This is a genomic window from uncultured Butyricimonas sp., assembly GCF_959596855.1.
Taxonomy (GTDB): domain Bacteria; phylum Bacteroidota; class Bacteroidia; order Bacteroidales; family Marinifilaceae; genus Butyricimonas; species Butyricimonas muris.
Genome location: NZ_CAUFYA010000027.1, coordinates 40888 through 57496, shown reverse-complemented (window position 1 = coordinate 57496; position 16609 = coordinate 40888). Strand labels below are relative to the sequence as shown.

General features: G+C 49.2%; 18 protein-coding genes. 2 read left to right on the top strand and 16 right to left on the bottom strand.

The annotated features are described in order from the left end of the window. Nucleotides 1-7 precede the first annotated feature (7 nt). The 9 genes from Q5866_RS12435 to Q5866_RS12395 form a co-directional block, all read right to left on the bottom strand. The gene (locus Q5866_RS12435; RefSeq protein WP_303180547.1) at nt 8-769 is read right to left on the bottom strand and encodes a hypothetical protein; all 762 of its coding nucleotides are present in this window, start codon (nt 767-769) and stop codon (nt 8-10) included. Then, nucleotides 721-2085, bottom strand: coding sequence for a hypothetical protein (locus Q5866_RS12430; protein WP_303180545.1), 1365 nt, complete (start codon nt 2083-2085; stop codon nt 721-723). Before Q5866_RS12430 ends, Q5866_RS12435 begins: the two co-directional genes overlap by 49 nt. Before the next feature lie 14 nt (nt 2086-2099). Continuing rightward, on the bottom strand, nt 2100-2636 hold the full coding sequence (locus Q5866_RS12425; RefSeq protein ID WP_099292369.1) for an AraC family transcriptional regulator: 537 nt from the start codon (nt 2634-2636) through the stop codon (nt 2100-2102). Nucleotides 2637-2720: 84 nt separating this feature from the next. Next, the gene (locus Q5866_RS12420) at nt 2721-3302 is read right to left on the bottom strand and encodes a Yip1 family protein (RefSeq protein WP_186975315.1); all 582 of its coding nucleotides are present in this window, start codon (nt 3300-3302) and stop codon (nt 2721-2723) included. A gap of 18 nt (nt 3303-3320) precedes the next feature. Further along, the gene (locus Q5866_RS12415) at nt 3321-3719 is read right to left on the bottom strand and encodes a hypothetical protein (RefSeq protein WP_099292367.1); all 399 of its coding nucleotides are present in this window, start codon (nt 3717-3719) and stop codon (nt 3321-3323) included. A 14-nt stretch (nt 3720-3733) separates the two neighbouring features. Continuing rightward, a complete protein-coding gene (locus Q5866_RS12410; RefSeq protein ID WP_303180542.1) occupies nt 3734-4747 on the bottom strand; it encodes a hypothetical protein in 1014 nt (337 codons plus the stop codon). Between the two features lie 20 nt (nt 4748-4767). Further along, entirely contained in the window at nt 4768-5280 is a 513-nt protein-coding gene (locus Q5866_RS12405; RefSeq protein ID WP_255302022.1) for an outer membrane protein, read from the bottom strand. 317 nt (nt 5281-5597) lie between these two features. Continuing rightward, nucleotides 5598-6068, bottom strand: coding sequence for a YqaA family protein (locus Q5866_RS12400; RefSeq protein WP_303180541.1), 471 nt, complete (start codon nt 6066-6068; stop codon nt 5598-5600). Between the two features lie 7 nt (nt 6069-6075). After that, nucleotides 6076-7143, bottom strand: a complete 1068-nt coding sequence (locus Q5866_RS12395) for a DUF2157 domain-containing protein (RefSeq protein WP_099292364.1) — start codon at nt 7141-7143, stop codon at nt 6076-6078. Nucleotides 7144-7406: 263 nt separating this feature from the next. Between Q5866_RS12395 and Q5866_RS12390 the strand changes: the two genes are divergently transcribed. Next, nucleotides 7407-8537: a M20 family metallopeptidase gene (locus Q5866_RS12390; protein WP_099292363.1), complete on the top strand. Its 1131-nt coding sequence runs from the start codon at nt 7407-7409 to the stop codon at nt 8535-8537. Here Q5866_RS12390 and Q5866_RS12385 read toward each other — a convergent pair. Continuing rightward, nucleotides 8513-9697: a clostripain-related cysteine peptidase gene (locus Q5866_RS12385; RefSeq protein ID WP_303180540.1), complete on the bottom strand. Its 1185-nt coding sequence runs from the start codon at nt 9695-9697 to the stop codon at nt 8513-8515. The genes Q5866_RS12390 and Q5866_RS12385 overlap by 25 nt on opposite strands. Nucleotides 9698-10008: 311 nt before the next feature. Beyond that, nucleotides 10009-10566 (bottom strand): Crp/Fnr family transcriptional regulator, encoded by a 558-nt coding sequence (locus Q5866_RS12380; protein WP_255302021.1) that lies wholly within the window; start codon nt 10564-10566, stop codon nt 10009-10011. 133 nt (nt 10567-10699) lie between these two features. Between Q5866_RS12380 and Q5866_RS12375 the strand changes: the two genes are divergently transcribed. After that, entirely contained in the window at nt 10700-11020 is a 321-nt protein-coding gene (locus tag Q5866_RS12375) for a multidrug efflux SMR transporter (protein ID WP_099292361.1), read from the top strand. A 4-nt stretch (nt 11021-11024) separates the two neighbouring features. Here the strand turns inward: Q5866_RS12375 and Q5866_RS12370 are convergent, their stop codons facing one another. From Q5866_RS12370 to Q5866_RS12350, 5 genes are all read right to left on the bottom strand, one after another. Beyond that, nucleotides 11025-12833 (bottom strand): U32 family peptidase, encoded by a 1809-nt coding sequence (locus Q5866_RS12370; protein ID WP_303180538.1) that lies wholly within the window; start codon nt 12831-12833, stop codon nt 11025-11027. Beyond that, nucleotides 12830-13516, bottom strand: coding sequence for a dethiobiotin synthase (gene bioD / locus Q5866_RS12365; RefSeq protein WP_303180537.1), 687 nt, complete (start codon nt 13514-13516; stop codon nt 12830-12832). The genes Q5866_RS12370 and bioD overlap by 4 nt, the downstream gene beginning before the upstream one ends. An 84-nt stretch (nt 13517-13600) precedes the next feature. After that, nucleotides 13601-14380: a malonyl-ACP O-methyltransferase BioC gene (gene bioC, locus Q5866_RS12360; RefSeq protein WP_303180535.1), complete on the bottom strand. Its 780-nt coding sequence runs from the start codon at nt 14378-14380 to the stop codon at nt 13601-13603. A gap of 183 nt (nt 14381-14563) precedes the next feature. Beyond that, the gene (locus Q5866_RS12355) at nt 14564-15208 is read right to left on the bottom strand and encodes a DUF452 family protein (RefSeq protein WP_303180534.1); all 645 of its coding nucleotides are present in this window, start codon (nt 15206-15208) and stop codon (nt 14564-14566) included. 56 nt (nt 15209-15264) lie between these two features. Next, nucleotides 15265-16422, bottom strand: coding sequence for an 8-amino-7-oxononanoate synthase (locus Q5866_RS12350; protein ID WP_303180532.1), 1158 nt, complete (start codon nt 16420-16422; stop codon nt 15265-15267). Nucleotides 16423-16609 lie beyond the last annotated feature (187 nt).

Genomic DNA, 16609 nt, shown 5'->3' with positions numbered 1-16609 from the left:
AAAATTCCTATGGAACATGGTTATTCAAATTCGAATAATAAAAAAGAACAATATCCGAATAATTATAATACTTCATTCCGGGATAAGCAAACATAGATATAAAGAAACGCTTTCTATACGCTTCCACCTGTATGGCATCATATTCCGCCGTGAAAGAATAGTTGTATGCCGTAGCATAAAACCGTAATCGTGCCTCGGCGTCCAAACGGTCTATCCCCGGATGCAGTTCAGGCAACAAGCGCATGAACAAACAGATGTACCTAACCTGACCTTCCAAGGTTTCCAACCGGTTGATACGTTCCTTGCGGGCTCGTGCGGAAGTCGTCGTGTCAAAACGAACATCCGGACTGCGTTTCACCGTGTCATGCATCCACAATCGTTCCAGCTTCTCGGCGAAAGAAGGCTTTATCTGGAAACGCCCGATTGAGAAATTAGCATACTTCTCCCCGAACTGCACGTAAAGCGTTTTCAGACAAGAGGTCTCTATCTGGTCTCGAAGCGCGGAGTAACGCAACAATTCGGGAAACACCGTGGCACGAACCACATCCGGATCGACACCCCAACAGGTGGCGGAGTCCGCTATCCAAAGGTTACAGTCAAGAAAAGTCAATGCGTCCGAATACTCCGCCCGAAACAGCTCATCGTAGCGTTCTTCATTCCCTTCCCTGCGACTTCGGCAATCACACGCGAAAGATAGCAGGATAGCGACTCCGCATCCCGTTAAAAGTCCAAAGAATACCTTACTATACTTTCCTTGTTTTCCATGCATAACCAGATCAATTCACCGTTCTCGTACGTCACGTGCATCGGGTAGGGATACTCCTTCCCGTCGGAAAAGGCGATCTTATCATATTCTTTCAAGGCAAACCGCTGCCCGTCCGGGGAAATCCAAAGTATATCACTCGTCGGGTAAATTCCTCCCGGCACTTGCATCTCCACCCCGTCTATTCGCAACGTGCCGTTAAACATCGCGGCCCAATGCTCTCCCCCGGAGCGGGAAAAACATATCATGGCATCCTTCGCGTAAGGCCCGTACCCTTTACCATCAAGAGTATAGATATATTTCTCGAAAACAAGCTGATCGGGAGCGATCTCCTTGAGTTCCTTTTCGATCTCCTCTTTCTTTCGTTTTATCTCCGCGACCACTTTCATCTGTTCCTCCGTGCTGGCACCCTGCATCTTCTTCGTCAAATCAATGATAGGTTTCATCTTCTCCATCTGTATTTGATTATATTCCATCTGCTTCTCCATCTGTTTTTGCGGATTCGTGCTTGTAAGCGGTATACTCAATAAAAGGACTTTGCCACTCTCGTTCGTGAGCACTTCCAAGTCATATTGCATATACTTGTCGGTCTTCACCACCCCGGCTAACGGGGTAACAAACGCCAACGGGGCATTCATGTTATACACCACAGCGATAAAAGCACTTTTATCCTCGTTCTCGTAAAGATAATAGAGCTCTCCCTCGAGCGGGCCGTATTTCTTGCCTTCCTCGACAACATAACCGTCCTGCAACGGCTTTTGGGAAGCCCGAACCTTCCTCGTCACGTTGGCATTCACGTACTTGACTCTATCGGCAGGCAATTGAGCCTTCATCTCGGACTTCGTGTAAGGCCCTGTTCGCTTACCGTCTTTGTAAATATAGAACGACCTATCGGCAACGTTATACACGGCAATCGAAATTTCCCCTCCCCCCGATAAGACACCACCACTACTTTCCGCAACGTCGATACTTTCGGAAGGCAATATTTTACCTACCTCCGTCCTTTTTACCGGTCCCCGCGGACCTTGCTTCATTCGCTGACCACTCTCCGCTTTTGTTGCGACGGGTTTTACCTTCACCTCTTCCTTCTTCTCCGTTTTGTCTTTTTTATCTTTATTTCCTTTCACGGCATTCCCCGCCTCATCAAAAGCGTCATCCACGGTCTTGTCCACTTTCTTGTTCACCTTGTCCTCCACTTTCTGCTTCGCTCTCTCTTCTGCCCGCTTACCAGCCTTTTTTATTATCTTTTCACCCCACGACTGACCGTAAGCGAGATTCACCGCCAACATAAAACACGTGAGGAATATCCATATCTTTCTCATCACTTCATTTAGATTTATTTTTTGTTTTTCTTCAACCATTCCGTGGGTGTCACCCCCTCTATCTTATTAAAAGCAAGATAGAAAGAAGATCGGGAACGAAAACCGCACATGCGGGCTATCTGTTCGATGGAATATTTATTCTGACACCCGTCCAGCAACATCCGTTTGATCTCTTCCACCCTCATTCCGTTTATCAAATTAAAAAAATTCTTCCCTAAAAGTGTGTTTATCGATTGAGATATGATTATACTTGAAATACCGGTAGCCTTCGCCACGTATGCCACCGAAATATCCGGTTCCTTGTATATCTCACTCTCTTGCAAATAAGCCACCACTTTCTCGCAATACCCTTCCATATCCGTCCGGCTTAAAGATGAACGAGTATTTACACACTTATCCGCCTCCCCCCGACAGGATTGCTTCTCTCCCTGTCCCGTACCATCCCTCCTTTTTCTAAAAACCTTAAACGGAATCATCAAGTAACGTAATACACGTCCCCAACAACCTTTAGGTACCCCGGAATACTCCTCTTGTTCAGAATAATTCTTCATCGTTCATATTTTTACTAGATACCTCATGAAAGAAGCCTGTGCCACGTGTCGCGAAACCGTGACACACCTTCTTTTCTTAACCAGTTACACTAGCGTCGTTCCCACACCTGTCACCGCACCCAATATAGCCCCCAGTACAATGGAGATCACCACCATACACAAAAGAGCCACTATAAAATAGTTCGTCACTTTTTCTTCGGGTACCTCTAGCATAGGTTTCACACCCAACCAAAGGATATACAAACCGTAAAGCCCGGCAATCCCCGCAAGAAAACTCAAACTCCACATTATATAGAAAACACCACCCGCGCAAACCGCCGTGTAACAATATGCAGCCAGCTGGAAAGCCTTATCAAAATCCTTCTTCGCACCGAAATGAGGAGCCACCAGATAGAACGCCAACGCCGTCAGGTATGCCCCCCCGATCACCGAAACAAACTGCATCAAGGCATAGCGGATGCCCAACCCGAAACCTGCCACCCGCACGAACAACACCTTATGCCCGATCACCCCCCAGCCGATAAAAGCGGCAACCGCAGGTATCAGCGCCAACCACAACAAATAAGTAGTCAACATTTTAACATGAGGTATCGTTTCTCCTTGAATCTTCTCCCATTCCGTCTTCGGGGAAAACAAGATATTCTTAGCCCTGTCTATCAGATTCATAATTTCAAATTTTAAACATTAGTCATTCATCTCCCCTGTTGCCTTCTCCAGTTCGGAAGCGGCTTTTTCCAATTCTTTTCCCAACTCCTCGGCAGACATACCTGTTTCTTTCTCCACCTTCTCCAATCCCTTCTCCACCGCAATTTTCGTCCACCGTGCCACGATCCCCACGCACTTCAACCTATCCATCATGCCCAACTCGTCATCATCAATCGCCTTGTTCAACGTTTCAAGATGAGTTTCCATCTCCTTCCCCAACTTCTTCCAATCCTCGTCGGTCAACTTGTCTTTCTCTTTTTCCGCCTTCGTCGTTATCTCGTCAATCGCTTTCAAAGACTTGTTCGTGGCGCTTCCCCCGCATGAAACGAATCCAAAGAAAAGAAGCGCGAATAGGGTTAGTATCAATAGTCTTTTCATTACGCCCTCCTTTGTTATCTTTGTTTAGCTTGCTGCAATTTCAACTTCGCCGATTCGGGTAACGGTTTCAGTTTCTTTCCGTTCAAACTCATTACAGCCCGCGAACCATCGGAAATCGAAAATTCCATAACCTTTACAGCCAAATCGTTCAAGTCAGAACCGATACTATTGCTCGGCGTATTCACAGGGAATACACCCGTGACAGGATTTTGTCCCCATGTCGGCGACAGCAATGCACCCTTATAAATAGCCGTCACCACCCAATTCGTGGCTATTGACTTGTCGCAATTCTGGTACATATTCACCCACACCTCGTATTTACCCGATTGCACGTATCCGTCCGGGTAAAAAATATTCTCGTTATTAATCCCGTCAATACCACATCCGGCATTCGAATCCACGTCTAACCCGTAAATCACCTCTTCTGTCCCTTCGGTTTCATCGTCACTCTCCCGATAATTATCCCGGTTACCGTAATAAATCACCGCGCCATCCGGTTTTACCAAATACAAATCAACATCCTTCTCGTTGTCAAAAGAAAGACTCACCTGCAACGCTCCCGTCCCCGCGGCTATATATTTCACGTTTTTCGTGAACTCCTTCGTGATCTCTCCATTTACTGTTTTTGTGGCAATCCGTATCGTAAAATCACCCTCCAGATTCTGGCTCACAAGCAGAATCACGTTATACATGTTAGTCCCCGCGCGAGATATCGTCGGATCAAAACGATAATACCCCTCTGTCTCGCCGGACACCGCCACATAAATTTCCGAAACCTCCTCTTCCGAATTGATCGTTACCACGGAAGAACCGCCTGCCAAAACATTCTTGTTGATATTCACCTGTCCCACGGAAAGTTCCGACGTTGCCGCCGGGAAACCACCCCGTACATAAGTAGCATCGAGTACCATGAAATACTTTTCTTCCAGTATCCCCGGTTTCTCATCATCATCGCTACATCCTGTCATGAGACTCCCGAAGGAGCCCATGACAAAAATCGCCAGTAAACAAAAAAGTACGCGTTTCATAATCATTCTGTTAGTAGTCATTAGAATCTATACTTCACACCCAACCCGAATACCGGGCGGTTAAAGTCCGCAATAATCTGGTACTTGATTTCCAAGTTCAAAGAAAGTACATCCGACAAGCGGTACTCGCCGCCACCACCGATGTTAAAACCGAATTTACCATCCGACGCCTTCACTCCGAGTACTTTCACGCTCACGTTCATGTAACTCAACCCTGCCAAAGGATAAAACAGAAACTTCTCGTTCTTCAACGGGAAAAGATAATGCACGTTCGCGTTGAAATCGGTCATGTTATACTTAAAACCCAAACCTTCGTCTTTCGGGAAGAAAAAATTAAAACTGGGTTCCAACCGGATAACATCCGTGACATTCCACTGGAATTTCAACCCCAGCCCGAAATTACTTATATCACTGCTGGTTCCGTAAACGAAATGCGCACCTGCCGCCATATCGCCTTTCTTTTGCGCGTTCACGCATAAAACAGACACCATCATTACCAGTAATAAAATAACTTTTTTCATTTGATTTTTCATAGTACTTCAATTTTAGATTTGTTATGTTGTTTATTCACATTTGTAAAATTACGGGAATACAATTTCACAGAAAAGCAGATTGCGCTCGTTTTTGTCCGAATAAAATTATTCGGACAAAATAATCAAAACAACACATAACAAGTAGCTATATATTAGTAAACAAATACACCGGAAGAATCAAATACACTTGATGTATCTTTTTTTGAAAACAGATTATTTTCAAACAAAGTAAGACAAATCACATAAAATAATAAGACAATCATTTAAAAAAGTAAGACACATTCCACCCGGAAAACTTAACTTCCTGTTGCCTTGTGCTAATTTTTACTAATCCACTCGACAAAGCGATCAGCGTATTTCAAGTAAAGAAGCACCCACACCACGAACCGGGCAAACCGTCCCACCAGCATATAGAAAGCGGACATTTTCGGACGGATACGATAAAACCCCAGAGCGATAGCGAACAAATCTCCCACCAGAGGCAACCAAGTGAACAACGCCAGCCACACGCCGTAGCGGTCGATATATCCTTTTTGCTTTTCCAACTGCTCGCGCTTCACCTTGAACCACCGTTCCATCCAATCCCAACGCCCCAGCCAGCCAATCCAGTACGAGGTAAGCCCGCCCAACCAATTGCCCACCGTGGCAATCGCCAGACACCACCACACGTTTCCTCCCAACGCCAACACGCCTACCAGCAACACGTCCGCGCTCATCGGTATAACCGTCGAGGCAAGAAACGAGCCGATAAAAAGTCCCCAGTATCCCAAGCTTACGAGTGTATCCATACTTCTTTCAATTCATGTCTTCTTTTACTTTACGGGCATCCCGGGCGAAAAACTCAAGACTCCATATTTTCTCGGCTTTACGTCCCAACAGCCAGAAAGATACAGCCAGAACAAAAAAGAATAATGCCACGTGCATCACGTCCCACAACAACGTGAAATACAACGTGTATATTCCCAGAAGAAAGAAAGATATCCCGAATCCCCGTGCCACCGCATCGTCCCGTCTAAGACCAATATACGCCGCAATCGCCGAAGCTGCCAACGTCAAGCCGTTCCAGTACCAAAGCTCAATCTGCCGCGTACTGTACCAACGGGCAAAACTACGCGTATCCCCGAATATGGACAGCAACCACAGGGAAATAAACAAGTAAAGCATCCCTACCACGTAAGTCGCGTGGTCTACATCGGTAAACCAGCGTTTCCCCCGCACCGCGAAACGGCACAACAGGATTGCCGCCCCGAAAGCCGCAAAACGGGTAGGATAATTCATCCCCAAAAAGTAATGTCCCCAATCCGTCAGGTAACCTGTTTCCGCACCAAACCAGCCTCCCAGTGAAAGCAAGGCAAACACCCATACCATGGAAGACGAGAACCGGAGTCCCAGAAACCCGTAGACCAACGCCGCCAGCAACAATAACAACGAAAAATGCCCGCTCCCGTTATCAACAGCGGCTCCCAAATACCCTATCGACACGGCTGTAAACACCACGCCGATAAAAAGAATCGTTTCATTGCTGAATATCTTGTATGGCAACCGCTGCCGCCTCTTCCACCCCCAGTAATACGTCAACGCCGCAAGCACGGCAAACACCCCGCTCGCCAACCCGTAAGAAGAAAGGAACAGCTTTTCCAGAAAATTCATGATAAAATGATCGGCAAGCACCGATCCCACGGCAATAACGCCACATACAACCGCTATCCAAAACGAGTACTTTGCCAACTCTTTCCACTCGAACGGACGCACCGTGTAACTTGTTTTCAACCGATTAGCAGTATCTGTCGTGATTGTTCCTTCCGCTTCCCAACGCTCTATCACCCCCCGCAGAAAATCACCCTGAGTTTTATTCAACTTCATCGCTATTCTGTTTTATAATTCGTCGTAAAGGTAATAATTTTTCGATACCAACTGCGTTTCAGGCAGATTTCTATCCACGTCATCCCGTCGCCTCGTTGTTCATTCAGTGTTTAACCGTTGTTCAACCGTTTCGAAACGGTTACAGAACAAATACAAAACGATAATTCATCAAAACAACCTCTCTAAAAGAACTCAATTGGTAACTGTTCGGGGTTCAAATTTAAACTTTAACCCTTACCTTTGTCCAATCAAAAAAACAAGTCATGCAGGAAAACACGTTTTACAACATACGCCACCATCTCCACCAACACCCGGAACTGTCCGGACGGGAGAGCAACACCGCCCGTTTCATCGAGGAACAACTACAACCTTTCGCCCCGACCAAGATCATCCGCCACGTTGGCGGACACGGGCTACTGGCGGAATATTTCTTCTCCGAAAACGGTCAGACGCTCCTTTTCCGTGCGGACATGGACGCCGTGGCGGTACAGGAACCTGACGAACTCCCGTACCATTCCCAGAACCTCGGCGTAGCCCACAAATGCGGACACGACGGACACACGACAATCCTCTTGCGTTTTGCGCAAATGTTGCACGACCATCCCCTGCAACAAGGCCGCATACTACTGCTCTTCCAACCCGCCGAAGAAAACGGTAGCGGTTCCAAGGCCGTACTCGACACGAAAATACTTGATTACTATGCCATCGACCGGGTATTCGCCCTCCACAACATACCGGGAGCACCGACCTCTGCCGTACTCTGCAAAGAAGGCAGTTTCACCTGCGCCGTCGTCAGTGTTTCCATTGCTCTCACCGGAAAGACCTCCCACGCCGCCGAACCCCGGAATGGCATCAGCCCGATTCCCGCCACCCTCCACATCGTCGAGGAACTGCAACGCTGGAATAACACGAACATACAATCCGACGACTATTTCCTCGCCACGATCGTGGAAATACATGTCGGTGAAGAAGCATACGGTGTATCCGCCGGGAACAGCGTTATCCGAGCTACACTCCGTGCCAAAACCGACCGTCGGTTAAACGAATACACGGAAAAACTAAAACATTTGGTTATTGCCGACTGTGAAAACACTCCCGGTCTGCAACACGAAATCACGTGGCTTGAACCTTTCTCCGCCAACGAAAACGACAAGCAGGCAGTGGCAACAATCAAAAGTGCCGCCCTTCGCGAATGTTTCAATTACGTGAAAGTGGAAAACCCCTTTAGCTGGGGCGAAGACTTCGGGCTATTCACCCAACAATACAAAGGAGCCATGTTCGGTTTGGGAGCCGGCGAAAACTGTCCCCCGCTTCACTCCCCGCACTACGATTTCCCGGACGAACTCATCGAAACCGGAGCCCGGGTATTCTATTCCGTAGCATCCTTACCGTAAACTCCCGCCCACGGGAACTTCCAGTAAGCGTTCGTTTCGCCATACCATTCACTTCGGGGAATATAAGTACTAATACCACTGAACTTCTCTACCGGGATTGTCGTTCGATAAAAAGGATCAGTCACCGCTTTATACAAAACCACCTTTCCCAACAAATCCTCGTAAGCCGCACGGAGAGCCGCGTCATTCACCGTCATATACCTGATATATTCCCTTAAATCAAAAAAGCGGTCATATTTATCATATTCCACTTTCGGGTAATTATACACGGCCTCCTTGCCCATTTGGGCGGCCTCCGGTGCTTTTCCTTCCAACACTTGACAAGTCAAATCATATAAATTATCCAACTCCGACATGTTGATTAAAGCTATCGTACCGAAACGGTCAGACGAATTGTAAGTATTATAATACTCGTAAAATATCTTGCACACCTCTTCCAAATCACTCTCCATCCGATCACCTTCCCTCCAAAAATAAGGCATCATCTTGGCATAAGGAAAACCGGGAGCAGGTGTTTCTGCCGGGGAGGCGATGACATACTTGGCTTTATTCCGAAACTCGTATAGAGTTTCAATAGACGACATCAGACAAGCGTCAAACACGATAAAATCCATTCCATCCGGGATTGCCGCTGCCATATCACGGATATCCATAGTTGAAGCCCCGTCAGTGGCAAAACTTCTCGTGAGAGGATTCTCTATTTGATACAAAGACCTCTCCGCTCGTCCCAACAAAGAAGACGGTATCCAACCCGTGGCGTGCGATCCGAAAATCATCCCGTAAGAATCAGAAGGATATAACGCCTGCATATCTTTTACTACCTGCTTCAGCGTTTCCGGGGAAGCGGAATTTAACTCGTCATACGTTTTAAGCACTTCCTGTTCCACCACCCCGTCTTTGACTTTAAACGTCAACAACTGGGGGACGCTCCCGCTGCCGTCAAAAAAGATCACGATATCCCCGTTATAACTCTTTTTCCACGCGCTCGCCATATCCTTGATATTATTTTTCAAATGACCGGAAAGATTATTATTTCCAGCTAGATACACCATCAACGTCCTCACCTTCTCCGGTTCATTCTCATCCTTCTCGCAAGACACCATGAAAAAGAAAGCGACACACAAAATATATTGAATAAAATATCGACTCTTTAATCTCATAACAAATTATACCCTATATAAAACTCTGCAAGATAATCAAAATCTATTAATAATGCAAATAATGAGGGCGTATCGAAAGTCTTTTTCTTCTAAAAACTCCTCCGTCTGCTTCGCATCCAAGTGAGCCCGGAAGCCGGTCTCGAACCAGCTCCCGCTCGGCAAACCGAGAGCAAGCTCTCTTTCTGCCCTCGCTTAATCGATGGTTTCCTCTATAAACAGAGGAGGAGCTAGTGAATCTTACCAAAGACAGTGAGTAACTCAGCTCTCCCTCTGTTTATAGAGGGAGTTTAAAATAACTTCTAACCTGTCCGTCACTTTTTCTTCCCCCTAATTCGACTCAAATGCTCGGAAGTAATCCCAAGATAAGAAGCGATATACTGCAACTGCACCCGTCGGACAATCCCCGGTTTCTCCCGTGTCAAGCGCAGGTATCGTTCCGAAGCCGTTTCGGACAAATGCGATATCAGCCGTTGTTCCGTCTTCACGAACTCCCGTTCCAGCAACTGCCGTGCCCAGTTACACACCTCTATATCGTGATGATAAAGTTCGAAAAGTCCCTGCCATTCAATCCGGTACAAAACTGCATCCTCCAACAACTCCATCGTTTCGTATCCCTTTTCCCCGTACACATACCCGCGGGCAGAGATAATAACGTCCCCTTCCAGCCCGAACCAGATAGTCACGTCCTTCCCGTCGCCCTCCGTGTACGCCCGTGCGATCCCTTGCCCGATGATATAGATATTCCTCTCCGGCTTATCCCGACTGAACAACACGTGTCCCCTCGGGTAACGCACCGCCGTCACGAGAGATGCCAACCGTTTCCCCACGTTCCCCGGGAGAAAGTTCTCCATTCCTGCCATCACGCTCATATCTGTTTCAAGTTTTCCACAAAATTATACTTTTACAATTGAATCGCAAGCCCGTGTCGATTAATTGATAAATATCAAGTAATTCCCCGCGTCGACGCCCTACCTTTGCCCTGTAACATTAACGAAAACAACTATGCCTTGGATTTTATTGGTTTGTGCCGGACTACTGGAAATAGGCTGGCCTCTCGGGTTCAAATTAGCGGGTGTTCACGAGAAACACTTTTACCTTTTCATCGCGCTTTCCATCGTTTCCATGGGATGCAGCGGCTATCTCCTGTACCTTGCCCAAAAAAGCATCCCGATAGGCACCGCGTACGTGGTATGGACGGGTATCGGTGCCGTGGGAACCGTCTTGCTAGGGATATTATTCTTTCACGACTCGGCAAGCGTCCTTCGCCTATTATTCGTCACGCTCATACTGGCGGGTGTCGTGGGACTGAAATTAGTCCACTAACCCCTCACGGCGAAACCACCTTCATAAAGCAACGTTCGCAATCGAACTCAAGCCGGAATCTGCCCAAGTTATTGGAAAGGTAAAGGGGATACTTCAACGCCTTATCCTTGCCCGACTTGCGGCACATTCCCAGTTCAAACAACAGGCAATAGCGCGTGGTCATCACGGCACGTCCCGAACGGTTCCGGGCGACCTCGAAACCCGCTTCCGGCTCTGCCGTCCCGTGTTCGCGGTAGAATGTCCCCGACAACCTGTTCACCACGTTCAACCGCCAATCCGCCTCTCCCGCGTACACCGCATCCCGGTTCAACGGCGCCTGCACCCAACGTTCCCGTTGCTTCTCCCGTTCCTCGGTCAACAAGTCCAGCAACCGCCCCCGGTAACCGTTCACCACCGCCGACGGGATAAAAAGTACCGTATCACCATGATACTCTACCGGGCAACAATCATAGCGCGTATTACCGCTTTTGCCCAACTGCCCGACAATTCGTTCCGCCTGAGCCGCGTTTGTCGCCCTCTCGAACACCTCGTCACTACGCAGTGTCACCGCCACGCCTGCCTCGTCCTCGGCAACCAGCACGAGATGCTCCTCCTCCGTGTACACGTCAACTCTTACTTGAATCTTACGCACTGAAACCGCTTTGGACAAACGACTTACAAACTCGTGATCGTAATTCCGGTACAACACCGTCCCCGGCATCACGGTCACCCGCTCGTTGCACGTCAGTCGATTGCCTTCCGCCGTGTTCACCTTGATCCCCCGCAACTCTTGCCCGTCAAAATAGCACAAGCCGTCGGCATTATGTATCGTTTCCAGCGCCTCCACGACCAACAAATTTCCTTTCGCCTGTTTCACCACCGCCACTTTCTTCCCCGTGGACTTCGGGGTATCCATGTTCACGATGCCCTGTTTCCGCCCGGCAATAAAATAATCCGTGTACCCCCGGTTGAAACTTCGTTCCGGATCGGCATCGAATCCCGCGTTCACGTGCCCGTTTCCCACGCGGGACAATCCCTCGCTTCCAGCGATAATCCCGTCCAACCGGGCAGAATAATACCTCGTGACGTTCGCCACGTAATCCACTTCTTTCAACCGCCCCTCTATCTTGAACGAATCAATTCCAATATCCACCAAATCACGCAAGTAAGCGGATAAATTTAAATCTTTAAGTGAAAGCACGTGTTTGTCCTTCACCAGCACCTGCCCGTCACTGTCCGCCACCGTCCACCGCATCCGGCAAGCCTGCGCGCACTCGCCCCTGTTGGCAGACCTTCCTGTCAGATAATGAGAGATATAACACTGCCCGCTTAAACTGACACACAAAGCCCCATGCACGAAATACTCCAACTCCGCTTTCACCTCCCGCCGGATTGCCCGCAATTGCTCTAGGGATAATTCCCTCGCCAACACGATACGCTGAAATCCCAACCGATCGAGAAACTTCACGCGTTCCAGATCGTAATTATGCATCTGCGTACTGGCATGCAGGGCAATAGGCGGTATATCCAGTTTCAATATAGCCGGGTCTTGCACGATAATAGCATCCGCGCCAACCCGATACAGCGCGTGAATCAACCGTTCCACCTCCGCCAGTTCATCATCATAAAGTATCGTGTTCAAAGTCACGAACACCCTGCAATAAAAGCGGTGAGCGTACTCCGCCACCCGCGCGATCTCTTCCACCGTGTTGCCTACCGCCTGACGCGCCCCGAAAGCGGGTCCGCCGATGTACACGGCATCTGCCCCGTTGTTGATAGCGGCTATCGCCACCTCGACATTCTTTGCCGGGGATAACAATTCCAGTTTCCTCATTTCCGTCCCTCCAAGGCGCTAACGTCCACGTCCGGGTAATCCGTCCCGTGTACCACGGGCACCTCGATCAATGCCGTCGTCGGGAAATGTTCTTTCAAGTATTGCCGGAATATCGTGATCGAATCATTCGTGATCCACTCGCTGTCGTTCGGGAAACGGTTATACACCAGACAAGCCAACTCAATTCCCCGCGCACGGCACAACTCAAGGCTCATCAACGTGTGGTTAATACTTCCTAGTTTAGAGGATGTTACCAAAATCAACGGAAGCTTTTGTTCACACACGTAGTCTATCGTGAAATACTCCCTCGTCACCGGCACGTACAGTCCCCCGGCTCCTTCCAGCAATACCGTGTCGTACATCGCCCGCAACTTCCCGGTTGCCCCGGCAATGCGCCCCATGTCGAGTGTCACTCGATCAATCTCGGCTGCCAAATGCGGCGAGGCGGGATAGGTCATCACGTAAGGACAGGTCGTACCGTCCTCGTCCGCGGGTTGCGGCTCCATCCCCATAATCTCGCGATGTTTCAGAATATCTTCCGATATCCCCCGGCATCCCGTCTGAATAAACTTCTGGGTAATCACCTTTACCCCTTTCCTTCTCAAAGAACGAGCCAACAACCCGGTCACCACCGACTTCCCGGCATCCGTATCTATTCCACTGACAAAATAAACTGTTCCCATTTATGATTTATGATTTATGATTTTAGATTGAACTCCCTCCCGGCTTCGAAGCAGACGGAGGAGTTCATTTTTCATTTTCAATTTTCAACTTTCAATTTTCAATTGTTTCCTCCTGCACACGAAGTAAAGCGGGTGATAAGTCAATATCACCTTTCCTTCCACCGTGAAGCGGGTATTATACTCGTCGATAAAGGCATTCACCCGTCCTTTCGTCCACACGGAACGGTCGGAAGAAACGTTCACGCCCGTTCGTTTCAGATGCTGCAAAACCGACAGGGGATTATCAAATTCAAGAACATGAAACTCTTCCTCCATCCGTTCCACCGTGAAACAGGGACTCAACAAATCCCGCAACTCCTCCTTCGTGCGGTATGCCAAACCGCCGCCCGTGGTTTGCCGTATCTCGCGCAAGTTATGCTTACCGAACGAACTGAATATCATGCAACCGCCATCATTCAGATTCTCCGCCAACTCGCGAAAAGTAGCCTCCGGGTCGGTGAACCACTGGAACGTGGAAGCCGAAACAATAAGGTCATACCCGCCGGGTAGTTCCGCCCGCTCGATATCACCCGGTATGCAACATCCCTCCGGAATCCCGTTAGCGACAGCCGTCCCGCGGCACAAATCCTCCACGAGATCGTTCACGTGCAACTCGCTCCCCGGAAAAGCCTGCCTCAACAAAACGGTCAACAATCCCGTCCCGCATCCCACTTCCAGTATCTTCCGGGGCATCCGTTCCACCGCTGCCACAGCCATAGGACACAGCCGTCCGACCACTGCCCGCTGTACCCGCGCGTTTTCGTCATAACTTCCCATACTGCGCCGGAAATGTTTCCGCACTTTTTCTTTATTTATTTCCATCATGTTCAAATTTCATGAAATTCATAAAGTTTATAAGGTTTATAAAGTTTATAAAGTTCATAAGGTTTATAGACCCCCGCGGGGCGCTTTGTCCACGGCAGCTTGAGCTGCCGATAAACATTGTCCGAAGGACACCCGTCACTTTATGAACCTTATAAACCTTATAAACTTTTAACCCCCTTTCCATCATATCTCATCCCAATTATCCAACACGTAAAACGGGTAATGTCCTCCCTCTATGCTCACCGTTTCGCATCGTCCGTCCCACCAGTTCCGCTGGCTTTCCGGCGGAAAGATCACGTCGCCCGTGGACACGTACGCCTTGTCCCACCGCGTTTCCGGCCGTATCAGCATCGCTTGCTCCCGGATAGCCCGCAACTCCTCCACCTGCTCGTGCAACTCCCGGAGAGGCTTATTTGCCCCGAATCTCGCCATCTCTTCCCGTCCCGCCAGCATCCGGGCAAAGAACTTGTCCCGTCCCCGCTCGTCCATGCCCCGCTCCGTCAACAGGTAAAGCTTCGGGAGAATCCCGTAACGCTCGTCCACGGGACGCTCCGTGCCGTTGATCGCCACCCGTCTTGTCACGGGCAACTTCCACCGCTCCAGCAACACCGCCGCCGCCCACACGCCCATAGACCACGCCACCGCACGAATTTCATCGTACCCGTCCGTCACGGGAGCTTCTTCCCCCGCTATATCCCGGTAATCATAGAACGCGAGCACGTCCCCCGTTCCCGTCAGATGTTGCACGGCACGTTCGTCCATCCCCCATCCGCAAAAGAACAAAGTCAAGCACCGCCCCCCTTTTTTGGTTATCCACTGTCTTCGCATAGTTTTTCGCCTTCGGCGAAGTTTTCCCACTCACTGGGCTTCGCTCTTTATTTAGTTCATAAACTCACTTCCACGAACTCCCTCAAACACTCGTAATCCTCCTCCGGTATCGCCGCATTCAGCGAGAAGCGGATACGAGCCTCGTTTTTCGGCACGGTCGGGTACCTCACGGGCAACACGAAAAAGCCGTTATCTTGAAACAGTTCGGACATGTAAACGCTATTCTCGTTGCTCCCGCACAGGAAAGGCACGATATGCGAATCGCCCCGTGTCTCGAATCCCCGTTCGGACAATGTTGTCCGCAATTGTTCGGCAATCTCCGTCAGTTTCAGCCGATACGGGAAAAAGTCCGGCATCCGGTTCAGCACGAACCGCGTCCACGCCACCACCACCGGGGGCAACGCCGTCGTGAAAATCAGACTCCGCTGCGTGTTGACAAGGTAATCCTTGAACAACTCGTCACACACCACGAAAGCCCCGTACGAGGCAAACGCCTTGCCGAAAGTGCCCACGATAAAGTCGATATCGTCAATACATCCCTGCTCTTCGCTACATCCCAACCCGTTCGTACCCCGCACCCCCACGGCATGCGCCTCGTCAACGTACAGGAACGCGTCATACTCCTTCTTCAAGTCGCACAACTCCTGCAAATCCGCCGTGTCACCGTCCATGCTGAATATCGATTCCGTCACGATAAACACGTTCTCGTACTCCTCCCGGTGATTGAACAGAAGTTCCCGCAGGTGGTCGTAATCCAGATGACGGTAACGCAACATCTGCGCGTCACTCAACCGCAGACCGTCGATGATACTCGCGTGCACCAGCTTGTCCGCCACGATCAAATCCCGCTTCCCCGCCAATGACGGCAAAATACCGATATTCGCGTGATACCCGGAGTTCAGCACCAAAGCCGCCTCCTTGCCGTACAAATCCCGTAAATCGTCCTCCAGCAACCCGTAATACTCGTGGTTCCCGGACAGTAGTCTGGACGACACGGCACTGTAACTCAACAGTTTCACGTCGGTTTCTTTCCTGAAATCCTCGTATAAAACCGGGTTGGAAGACAATCCCAGATAATCGTTCGACGAGAGATTCAGTATCTCCCGCCCGTTATAATGAATCAGAAAACCGTTGTGCTGCACGTCCCGCAACATCCGGTAATTCCCGAATTCCTTGATTTTCTCCAGTTTATTAATGTACCTTTCCTTATTCATTGTTTTTCGCCTTCGGCGAAGTTACAGGTTAAATTTGCCTTCGGCAAGTTGCAGGTTGCAAGTTGCTTCCGCTTCCAATAACTTCACCTTATTATATTCTTTCATCATTCAACTCTAACACCGGTAATCCCCTTCAACTCGCCGCAGGCGAATGTAACCTGCAACTTGCCCGCGGGCAAATGCAACT

Bases quoted from the DNA above. Each gene is read 5' to 3' on its own strand.
- Q5866_RS12435 (WP_303180547.1), bottom strand. From the start codon at position 769: ATGCATGGAAAACAAGGAAAGTATAGTAAGGTATTCTTTGGACTTTTA.
- Q5866_RS12430 (WP_303180545.1), bottom strand. From the start codon at position 2,085: ATGAGAAAGATATGGATATTCCTCACGTGTTTTATGTTGGCGGTGAAT.
- Q5866_RS12425 (WP_099292369.1), bottom strand. From the start codon at position 2,636: ATGAAGAATTATTCTGAACAAGAGGAGTATTCCGGGGTACCTAAAGGT.
- Q5866_RS12420 (WP_186975315.1), bottom strand. From the start codon at position 3,302: ATGAATCTGATAGACAGGGCTAAGAATATCTTGTTTTCCCCGAAGACG.
- Q5866_RS12415 (WP_099292367.1), bottom strand. From the start codon at position 3,719: ATGAAAAGACTATTGATACTAACCCTATTCGCGCTTCTTTTCTTTGGA.
- Q5866_RS12410 (WP_303180542.1), bottom strand. From the start codon at position 4,747: ATGAAACGCGTACTTTTTTGTTTACTGGCGATTTTTGTCATGGGCTCC.
- Q5866_RS12405 (WP_255302022.1), bottom strand. From the start codon at position 5,280: ATGAAAAATCAAATGAAAAAAGTTATTTTATTACTGGTAATGATGGTG.
- Q5866_RS12400 (WP_303180541.1), bottom strand. From the start codon at position 6,068: ATGGATACACTCGTAAGCTTGGGATACTGGGGACTTTTTATCGGCTCG.
- Q5866_RS12395 (WP_099292364.1), bottom strand. From the start codon at position 7,143: ATGAAGTTGAATAAAACTCAGGGTGATTTTCTGCGGGGGGTGATAGAG.
- Q5866_RS12390 (WP_099292363.1), top strand. From the start codon at position 7,407: ATGCAGGAAAACACGTTTTACAACATACGCCACCATCTCCACCAACAC.
- Q5866_RS12385 (WP_303180540.1), bottom strand. From the start codon at position 9,697: ATGAGATTAAAGAGTCGATATTTTATTCAATATATTTTGTGTGTCGCT.
- Q5866_RS12380 (WP_255302021.1), bottom strand. From the start codon at position 10,566: ATGAGCGTGATGGCAGGAATGGAGAACTTTCTCCCGGGGAACGTGGGG.
- Q5866_RS12375 (WP_099292361.1), top strand. From the start codon at position 10,700: ATGCCTTGGATTTTATTGGTTTGTGCCGGACTACTGGAAATAGGCTGG.
- Q5866_RS12370 (WP_303180538.1), bottom strand. From the start codon at position 12,833: ATGAGGAAACTGGAATTGTTATCCCCGGCAAAGAATGTCGAGGTGGCG.
- bioD (WP_303180537.1), bottom strand. From the start codon at position 13,516: ATGGGAACAGTTTATTTTGTCAGTGGAATAGATACGGATGCCGGGAAG.
- bioC (WP_303180535.1), bottom strand. From the start codon at position 14,380: ATGATGGAAATAAATAAAGAAAAAGTGCGGAAACATTTCCGGCGCAGT.
- Q5866_RS12355 (WP_303180534.1), bottom strand. From the start codon at position 15,208: ATGCGAAGACAGTGGATAACCAAAAAAGGGGGGCGGTGCTTGACTTTG.
- Q5866_RS12350 (WP_303180532.1), bottom strand. From the start codon at position 16,422: ATGAATAAGGAAAGGTACATTAATAAACTGGAGAAAATCAAGGAATTC.